Source organism: Dysgonomonas sp. Shenzhen-Wh21 (assembly GCF_043392705.1).
Classification (GTDB): Bacteria; Bacteroidota; Bacteroidia; order Bacteroidales; family Dysgonomonadaceae; genus Dysgonomonas.
In genome coordinates, this window is the sequence record NZ_JAIXHZ010000027.1 from 1 (window position 1) to 10,905 (window position 10,905).

Here is a 10,905-nt window from a genome sequence, read left to right on the forward strand (position 1 = left end):
TCTCCTGAAGATCATAAATTGTACCTCCATTTTTTATTACCTGTGCAAATAGGTCAATACGTTTATCAACCCCATCATAACCGACCACTTGAGCTCCCAACAATCTGCCATCTTCAGGAGATAGAACACGCTTATGCTCCCCCATACTCGTCAGCCAAAGACCCGGTAAATATGGCCGGATTTGTAGCCGAGAATATTTTAAAAGGGAAAGTAAACATTATCCAATGGCGTGACATCCCCAGCATAGATAAAACAAAGGCAATGATTATAGATTCACGTACAAAGGAAGAATATGATTTTGGACATATCGAAGGTGCAATTAATATACCAGTCGATGAGATTAGAAGTCGTCTTAATGAAATGCCGAGAGATAAAAAGATTATAGTTTATTGCGCTGTTGGATTACGTGGATATATTGCCTCGCGGATTCTTATGCAACATGGTTATACCGACGTTTATAATCTTTCGGGAGGATATCGGACTTACTCTTGTGCTATTGCTGATAATACAGCGAGTGAAGGACTTTGTGATACACTTATTAAAGATGATGGAGAGATGGAAAATAAAGAAAGTACAACAATTAAAACAATCAAAATAGATGCTTGTGGATTACAGTGTCCTGGCCCGATCATGCAATTGAAGAAAAATTACGATGAAATAAATCTAGGCGACCGCCTCGAAATTAGCGTTACAGATCAGGCTTTTGGTGAAGACTTAAATGGCTGGTGTCGTATGATTGGCGCAAAACTGGTAAGCATGAATAATTCGGGTGGGGTAATAACTGCTACTGTAGAAAAGGTAGCAAAAGAAGACGCTTCTTGCACCACATCAGCTATCGCTAGAGATAATAAAACGCTGATAGTATTTAGTGACGATTTGGATAGAGCTCTAGCTTCCTTTGTCATAGCTAATGGTGCCGCAGCTACGGGTAAAAAAGTAAGTATCTTCTTTACATTCTGGGGGCTGAATGTAATAAAAAAGGAGAAAAAGCCTGCTGTAAGAAAAGACTTTATGGGAAAAATGTTTGGCATGATGTTGCCATCTAGTAGCAAAAAACTAGGCCTATCTCAAATGAATATGGGAGGAATCGGTAGTAAAATGATGCGTAGCATCATGAAAAATAAAAATGTAGATAGCCTTGAAAGCCTTATGCAACAAGCTTTAGACAATGGTGTAGAGTTTATTGCATGTTCTATGTCGATGGATGTAATGGGTATAAAAAAAGAGGAATTAATAGATAATATTACGATTGGTGGTGTTGCCGCTTATCTCGATAGAGCAGAAAATGCGAATGTAAATCTATTCATTTAATATTTTTAGATATATAAGACAAAGCCCTAAATGCTCTTCTCTCACCTGATCTATTTATCTTGGTGAGAGAGGAGTTCTTTTTATGTTTTTGCACCTATACAAAAAGAAAGTAGATATAATATCCTTAAATTAAAAAACAATAAATTTCATAGATTTAGATTCCTTCTCAGATAATTTGTAGGGGCTTTATTCTTTGTTCAATAATTATTTTTATTTGTTTAGTAAAATATATTTATATAAGTTTGTGGCTTGAGACTATAAATATCTTTTTTCTTTAACATTGACTTTACATACATTACTAATGTTTTGCCTGGATAACATTTAGTAATCAGATAAAATAATGGGGTCTATACTAAATAGATTAGAATCGGAACAAACAACAAAACTACTGAGAGAATATTCCATTTCGGCTATTATCGGTTCCTTAGTTGTTGCCATCTACAATATTGTGGATAGTATTTATATTGGACATGGTCCTAATTTAGGAGATCATGCCATTGGTGGGCTAGGACTCGTTTTTCCTATAATGACATTCTTTACTGCATTAGGAGCATTCGTCGGTACAGGTGCTGCCACTCGTATTGCTATTTATATGGGTGAAGGTTGCAAAGATAAGATGGATAGAGTGCTAGGTAATGCCCTTATTTTGATTATATTATTTACAGGGTTCTTCGTCTTTCTAACCTATATCTTTATCGATCCACTATTACATATAATCGGAGCAACACAAGACACTTATCATTTTGCTCGCGAGTTTTTAATCTATTATCTGCCGTGTTGTATCTTTCTGAATTTAGGGTTCGTATTGAGCAGTGTTATGCGTGCGTCGGGTTATCCTCAAAAAGCAATGTATATAATGCTATTTGGTGTTATTTTAAATATTATAATTGCACCTATTTTCATTTTTATATTCGAATGGGGGATGAGAGGTGCTGCAATTACTACTTCAATAGCCGCGTTTAGCTCCTTCGTTATCTTTATGATTCATTTTCTTGATAGAAATAACACATTAACACTACATAAGCATAAGTTAAGTCTAGATAAAAAAATTGTATGGGCTATAATGAGTATCGGGGTTTCTCCATTTCTGATGCAAGTAGCAGCTTCCATTGTTGTCTTTTTTATAAATAACAGGTTAAGTACTTACGGAGACAGCATCGCTGTAGAAGCATATTCAATAGCCAATAGATTAAATCTTATTATTGTACTCATCATTGTTGGTTTAACACAAGGAATGCAACCCATCGTTGGATACAATTATGGAGCCCAGAAGATAGAAAGGGTAATATCTACAGTAAATCACGCAATAAAAGCCGGTGTCGGTATCGGATTTCTCGGTATGATGGGTGGATTATTCTTTTCAGATATTGCAGTCAGTCCATTTAATCCTAGTCCTACATTGGCAAGTAAAGCCTCTAGAGTTTTAAAAATAATAACGATTGTATTACCTCTTAGTGGTTTGCAAATGGTCATTTCTAATTTTTTCCAATCTATAGGAATGCCGACGAAAGCAATCATCTTAAGCCTAACACGGCAATTCCTTTTTCTAGTACCGCTGTTATTCATTTTACCTCTTTTTTTTCAATTGGATGGGGTATGGATTTCAATACCATTAGCTGATGTTGCATCAACAATATTAGCTGTTATAATTTATATTTGGCAAGTACATAAACTTAAAGAAAAATATATATATGCAATAGATTAGATAATAAAACAAGAAAGACAAACATATAAAACAAACTACAACTATTTAATAATGCAACATTACAAAGAGCTACTAATCGTATCTCCCTTCGAGATACCGAATCCTGCTTTAGCTTTAGAAACGATCAAGACCGATGCATATCTCGTATTGCATCTTGGTAGGAATCTGCAAAAAGCACAAGAATCCTTAGATATCATGAGTGAATCTACAACTGAATCTTTTGGGGTTTGTTTTGTAGATGAGACTTCATTAAAATTAGAACTTCCACCAAATGTAACTAGAGTGATTTTTCCTGCTGGTATGAATATATCAGTAAGCGAAAATATAGAAAAATTATGTCAGGTACATTCTTTAGATGAAGCTGCAAGAGTAGTCGATAGCGGTATCAGTAATATTATCGTAAAAGGAAATGAAGGAACAGGAAAAGTGTCGGCTCAGTCCTCATTTATCCTTTTCCAAAGTATAGCGGATAAATATTTAAATAAAGGAATAAATATTTATATACAAGGCGGAGTCGGTGTACATACTTCTGCCGCTTGTTTGGCTTTAGGGGCTAAGGGGGTTATTATGGATAGTCAGATTTCCTTATTTCCTGAATGCAGTTTAACCAAAGATCAGAAAAATATTTTTAGTAAACTGAGTGGGAGTGAGACTACCGTAATTGACAATTTCAGGATATTGTTGAGGAAAAACTCTCCTAAATTACCTGTCAACACTAAATATTCGGATATTATACCATTATTGGGAGAATTAGATATTAATAAGAATATCTTACCTATGGGGCAAGATATTTCATTATCTATTGACTTTGTAGAAAAATATAAAAACCTTAACACTTTCGTTTCTAGTTTCTATGAAGCTATATACGGTCATATACAGCAAGCAAAAAGATTGCAAACAATCAAATCAGATAGTAAACTCGCAAAAAGTTTAGGTATAAAATACCCAATAGCACAAGGGCCAATGGCTAGAGTAAGCGATGTCCCTGAATTTGCTTGTAGTGTAGCTGATGCGGGAGCATTACCTTTTATAGCCATGAGTATGACAACCGGAGATGCCGCCTGCAACCTGATAGCAGAATCCAGTCGGTTACTCAACGACAAAGTCTGGGGCGTTGGGCTACTAGGATTTATTCCTGCAAAACAACGTGAAGAGCAAACGAAATATATATTGGATTACAGACCACCCGTGGTACTTATCGCCGGAGGAAGCCCCGCTTTGGCAAAACCATTTGAAAAAGAAGGTATCAAAGCTTTTATTCATGTCCCATCTCAAACATTGTTGGATATATTTCTTAAGGAAGGGGCGAAGAACTTTGTATTCGAAGGACGTGAAAGTGGGGGACATATAGGCCCTCTTTCCAGCTTTATCCTATGGGAAAGACAGATATACAGATTACTAAAAGAAGATAATCTATCTGCATTTAGTGTCTTTTTTGCGGGTGGGATACATGATGCATTTTCTTCTGCATTCGTATCTATAATGTCTGCCACACTTGATGCTAAAGGTGCTAAAATAGGGGTGTTAATGGGGTCTTCATATCTTTATACAAAAGAAGCCGTAGAGACAAAAGCCATCCGTCCTGAATTCCAAAAATTGGCGATTGAAGAAAATGCAACAGTTATTCTGCAAGCAGCTCCCGGACAAGAAACACAATCTCTAAAATCTCCATTTACAGAATATTTCGGTAAGGAAAAAGAAAAACTACAACAGCAAAACCTAGATAGTAAAGAAATTTGGATCAGATTAGAGGAACTTAACCTTGGTCGTTCAAGAATTGCAACAAAAGGCATTGAACGCATAGGAACTGATCTTGTAAAATTGAACGAGAAAGAGCAAAAAGAAAAAGGTCTTTATATGATAGGACAAATAGCAGCTCTCAATCAAAAAGAAATAACTCTGGATGAATTGCATAAGCATGTAGCTGTAGATAATAACGAGCTACTTTCTCAACTGCCCGATATTGCTTTGCCAACATCAAATACAAAACCATTAGATGTAGCTATTGTAGGAATTTCAGGTATTTTTCCGAATGCACATAACATTGAAGAATATTGGAGAAATATCGTTCTTGGCAAAGATTGTATAACAGAGGTTCCCGATAGTCGCTGGAATAAAGATCTATATTATGATTCAAACTCTACAGATACAGATAAAGTGGTCTCGAAATGGGGCGGATTTATTCCATCGATAGACTTTGATCCTCTTGAGTTTGGAATGACACCTCAATCGCTTGCGTCTATAGAACCAACACAATTATTGAGCCTTTTGGTGGCTAAGCAAGCCTTAACAGATGCAGGATATGAAAACCTGTCCGAAATTGATTTGGAAAACACTTCCGTTATATTCGGTGCAGAAGGTGCAACAGAACTAGCGGCAAGTTATGGTTTCAGAGGTTATGCAAAACAGGTTTTTGGCGAATTACCAGATGTTTTGAAAAATTCCCTACCTCGTCTTAATGAAGATTCTTTTGCCGGAGTATTATCAAATGTGATATCCGGTAGAATCGCCAATCGTCTAAATCTGGGTGGACGAAACTATACAGTAGACGCAGCATGTGCTTCATCTCTTGCAGCTCTGGATTTGGGCTGTCAGGAATTATTCTCCAATCGCTCAGATATGGTACTTTTAGGTGGAGCCGACTTACATAACGGAATCAACGACTTCTTAATGTTTTCATGTACGCATGCATTATCCCGTAAAGGTTACTCTGCCTCATTCGATGCAGATTCAGATGGTATTGCCTTGGGGGAAGGCATTGGCGTTTTAGTCCTGAAACGGTTAGCTGATGCCGAACGTGATGGAAATAAGATATATGCTGTTATAAAAGGAATGGGAGGTAGTAGTGATGGAAAAAGTCTGGGAATGACTGCCCCAAACAGAAATGGACAGATAAAAGCATTACAAAGAGCTTATCAGAATGCAGGAATTTTACCATCACAGGTAGAAATGATAGAGGCTCATGGTACGGGAACAGTAGTGGGAGACCGAACAGAGCTACGAGCATTAACAGATATGTTTCTTGAATCAGGCGCCATTAAAGGACAAACATTACTAGGTTCAGTCAAAACACAAATAGGACATGCTAAATGTGCTGCAGGTATTGCAGGCGTTATCAAAACTGCTTTGTCTATTTACTACAAAGTTCAACCGCCGACATTACATCTTAATAAACCGAATCCTTATTACGATAAAGACAGTAGTCCTTTTGTCTTTAATTCACAGTCTGGGTATTGGGATAGTGAAACGAGAATCGCCGGAGTTAGTGCTTTTGGCTTTGGTGGGACTAATTTCCATGTAGTAATGGAAAATTATAAAAAGGAGGAAGAACATAATAGCAGTTTACCCTTGTGGCCATCAGAACTATTTGTATTTCGTGGCGATTCACTAAACGAAGCCAAACAACAATTGCAAAAAGTAAAAGATCTGTTGAGCTACAATGATACAATCAATATTAAAAATATAGCTTACAGTTTAGCTGTACACAGCAAGAAAGAAGTTCAACTATCTATAATAGCAAGTGACTGCAAAGAATTGCTAAATAGAATTAATACGGCTCTTAGCGGAAAAGAAGAACATGGCATATATTTAAAAAATGCGAAAGACGGCAAAGTTGCATTTATGTTTTCCGGACAAGGTAGTCAAAGAGTAAATATGGCTCGCGATATGTTTGTTGCTTTTCCTGCAATGCGTCGCTTGCTTAAAAAACACAAAGAATACGAAAAGATATTATTTCCTTACTCAGCATTCGATGAAGAAACACGTAAAGAGCAAGAGAAAGTTATCACCGATACACGAAATGCTCAACCATTACTTGGAATTGTAGATTTTGCATTCGCTGAGTTTCTAAAGTCTCTAGGTATTATGCCTGATATGGTGGCAGGTCATAGCTATGGAGAGTTGCCGGCTTTATGTTTTGCCGGTGCTTTTGATGCCGAAGAGCTAGTGCCATTAAGTCATAAAAGAGCTTTATCTATATTAGATGCAATAGAAGAGGATAAAGGGAGAATGATAGCTGTCAGTCTTCCCGAAACAGAGATAATTGGCCTATTGGAAGGTGAAAAGGATGTGTGGGCTGTGAACTTTAATTCTCCGAAACAAATTGTACTGGCAGGTTCTACGGATGGAGTGAATGCTTTTATGCGAAAACTAAGTAATAAAAATATTGCATATAAAGAGCTTAATGTAGCATGCGCATTTCATAGTCCTCTTTTACACAAATCAAGAGAGCTTTACGCCGATGTGTTAAACAAGGTTGACTTTAAGACTCTAAATATACCTGTATGGTCTAATACAACAGCGGAACTTTACCCTCAAAAAACTCAAGAAATAAGAAATCGATTAGCGGAGCATCTTATTAAACCTGTACTTTTTACTCGGCAAGTTGAAAATCTGTACAATGAAGGTGCACGTATATTTATCGAAGTTGGACCCGGTAGAGTTCTTACAGGACTCGTACAATCCATCTTAGGAGATAAAGTCTCTGCTTTTGAAACAGAAAATAAAAGTTTCAATGGAGTAACTTTCATCTTGCATACTCTTGCAAAATATTTGTCGACAGGAAAATCTGTTGACGTTGAAAAACTCTTTAAAAACCGCAATACATCTATCGTAAATATTGATGAGCCTGAACAATATAAGAAGAGTCCTATTGTTTGGCATATCAATGGCCATAATGCTATACCTACTAATGGACGAATGCCTTCGACAGGTGCATACCCAATAACACAACCTTTAATGAACCTAAATAATATGGTTAATAACCCCAATAATAATGAATCTTCAGGACTTTCTTCTTCAGATCAAGTAATATTAGAATATCTAAATAGTATGAGAATGATGATGCAGAGCCAGCGTGATGTCATGCTGGGCTATTTAGGTCATACTCCCAATAATATATCAACTCCAATACAAACGATCCCTGTGCAACAAGTACAGGTCTTACCGGTAAGCACAGTACCGCAGCACGTAGAGTCGATACAACAACCTGTGGCAATAAATGCGTCGATGCCTAAATCTGTAGAGCCATCAACACCGGATGTGTCTATAGACGATATTAAAGCTTTATTACTCGAGACCGTTAGTGAAAAAACAGGTTATCCTATCGAAATGTTAGGTCTTGACCTTGACTTGGAAGCTGATCTTAGTATAGACTCTATCAAACGAATGGAAATTATAGGATCATTGAGAGAAAAACTTAACATATCAGGAAGCATGGAAGATGCCGAAGATACTGTAGAAAAGCTAGCTTCGGTAAAAACCCTTAACGGTTTGATTGACTGGATTAAGGATTTAGCCAAATCAAATATAAATCAAACACAAGTTGCAAGTACACCAGATTTGGCACAATCGGTAGTTGCTGTTCCAACTACAACTGTGACAATTGATGATATCAAGGCCTTGCTTCTTGAAACTGTTAGCGAAAAAACAGGTTATCCAGCCGATATGCTTGGTTTGGATTTGGATTTGGAAGCTGATCTCAGCATTGATTCTATCAAACGTATGGAGATTATAGGCTCATTGAGAGAAAAACTAAATATATCCGGTAGTATTGAGGATGCTGATGATACAATTGAAAAATTAGCTTCAGTAAAAACTCTTAATGGATTAATTGATTGGATAAGAGAGTTGGCTAATGGTGTTGAGAATAAAGATTCTATACCCCAGTCTCAAATAGGGCAAACAATTCAAGTTGAACAGACAACAGTAAAAGAGAATAAAACTATTGCAGATGAATTGATAAGAATGAGTTTTGAACTTGAAGAAACAACCTTAAACTCAGAAAAAATTCAGATAGAAGGAAAACGGTTTGCCCTTACTGATGATGGTGGTGGATATGCTCAAAATATAAAAGCATCAATAGAGGGAAATGGAGCTATTGTTGACTTGATACAAGGAGATGAGAATCTTTCTCAGTATGATGGGCTAGTAATACTCAACTCTTCGACATCCCCTCGAAAATACAGTATCAAAAAAGTGTTTAGTATGATCAAAAATGTAGATATTGCTAGGATTAAATGGGTGTATACATTCAGTGATGTACTTGGTAATATTAAAATGACTGAAGGGGTATCTAAGTTGAAAGAAATTCAAGGCTTCCCTGGACTGATAAAGAGTCTTGCACATGAATTCCCTACAATAAATTTCAGGGCAATAGTATCTCATTCTATCTTCGAACCTGATTCTTTGTCTCAAATCGCAATAGATGAATTATTAACACATGATGCTACCTATACAGAAATAATCTATAAGGATAAAAAGAGATATTTTACAAATCCTAAACCTGTCACTCTTATTCAAAATGGTAGTTCCAATCTATCTTTCGACAAAGACTCTGTAGTTGTTGTATTTGGTGGTGCACAAGGAATTACTCCAGAGTTGATTAGCGAACTGTCAAAAGAATATCCATGTAACTATATTCTTGTAGGACGTTCAGACACTCCTACAAAAGAATTTGATAAGTATAAATCGTTGGACTCAAAGGACAAGATACGTAAATATCTGATCACTGAAGAAAACCTGAAATCTCCCGGCGAAATAGAAAAGAAAGTACAAAAGATATTCAAGACGAATCAGATAAATGAAAATGTTGCAAAAATAGAACAAAACGGAGCGAAAGTAACATATATATCCTTAGATATAAAAAATGAAGGAGCACTGAGAGGTTTTATAAAAAAAACATATGATACCTATAACAGAATAGACGGGATATTTCATGCTGCAGGCTTGTTGGACGATAAATTATTTATACATAAAACTTTTGAATCTTTTGATAAAGTGTATTCTACCAAAGTCATTCCACTGCATGTCTTACTGGATGAATTACGTTCCGACCTAAAACTATTTGTAATGTTCAGTAGCGTGGCATCATCTTATGGGAACAAGGGACAATCTGATTATGCTTCAGCAAACAGTGTCTTCGATTATATTGCTCCAATCTTAAATGATAAAGTTGAAGCCAGAATACTCACTATTAATTGGGGACCCTGGAAAGGAACAGGTATGGTAAATGACACATTAGAAGCTGAGTTCAAGAAACGTGGGGTTTCGTTGATTCCTCTGAGGAAAGGAGCTGAATATTTTGTAAATGAGCTTAAATATGGAAAAGAGAATCATATACTGGTGATGGGTGGATCAGAAGATGTAAAAAGCTTTTTAAATAATTGATTCAGAAGTGGAAAACAAGAAAGATATAGCAATAGTAGGGATGTCTTGTATTGCTCCTGAAGCAAGTAATTACACTGAGTATTGGAATAATCTTATCAATGGGGTGGACTGTATTAAGGATGTTCCTGCTGATAGATTAGATCCTAGATATTTTGAAGAGACAAAGACTCCGGCTGTAGATCGATTTTACTGCAAACGAGGAGGTTTTATTCCGGATATACTATTTGACCCTATCCAATTTTCTATTCTACCATTGGCTGTAGAAGGAATGGATACAGCACATCTCTTAGCATTAAAATGTGTTTATGAAGCATTGGAAGATGCATCGGTCTTTGAAAAAAATATATCCTTAAAGAAATGCGCATTGGTAATAGGAAAAGGAGCATATGTGGGATCTGCTATATGGCGAGCTATGGATATTGTTCATGTCAGTCATCAAATAACAGAAGTGGTAAAAAAAGCATTACCCGATTTATCTGATGAAGAACTCGACAAAATAAAAGAACATTATCAAACATCAAGAGGGCGTTATCAGGCGGATTCTATGCCCGGGCTTATACCCAATCTGATAGCATCCCTTATTTCTAATAAGTTAGATATGCAGGGACCGTCATATGTAGTTGATGCAGCTTGCGCTAGCTCTTTGATTGCATTGGATCATTGTGTGAAAGAACTAGAAAGTGGAAGATGTGATATTGCAGTTGCAGGGGGAGTTCATGTTG

3 protein-coding genes and 1 pseudogene are annotated in these 10,905 nt (G+C 36.5%); all 4 read left to right on the forward strand.

What is annotated here, in order from left to right:
- Nucleotides 1-99: 99 nt before the first annotated feature.
- Nucleotides 100-1,311: pseudogene (locus LDB17_RS01070) on the forward strand (DsrE/DsrF/DrsH-like family protein); the annotation flags it as partial.
- A gap of 340 nt (nucleotides 1,312-1,651) precedes the next feature.
- Nucleotides 1,652-3,016, forward strand: a complete 1,365-nt coding sequence (locus LDB17_RS01075; RefSeq protein ID WP_252637337.1) for an MATE family efflux transporter — start codon at nucleotides 1,652-1,654, stop codon at nucleotides 3,014-3,016.
- Between the two features lie 51 nt (nucleotides 3,017-3,067).
- Complete coding sequence (locus LDB17_RS01080) at nucleotides 3,068-10,183, forward strand: type I polyketide synthase (protein WP_252637339.1); 7,116 nt, start codon at nucleotides 3,068-3,070, stop codon at nucleotides 10,181-10,183.
- Nucleotides 10,184-10,190: 7 nt separating this feature from the next.
- A partial coding sequence (locus LDB17_RS01085) for a polyketide synthase (RefSeq protein ID WP_393924837.1) occupies nucleotides 10,191-10,905 on the forward strand: 715 nt, incomplete at its 3' end.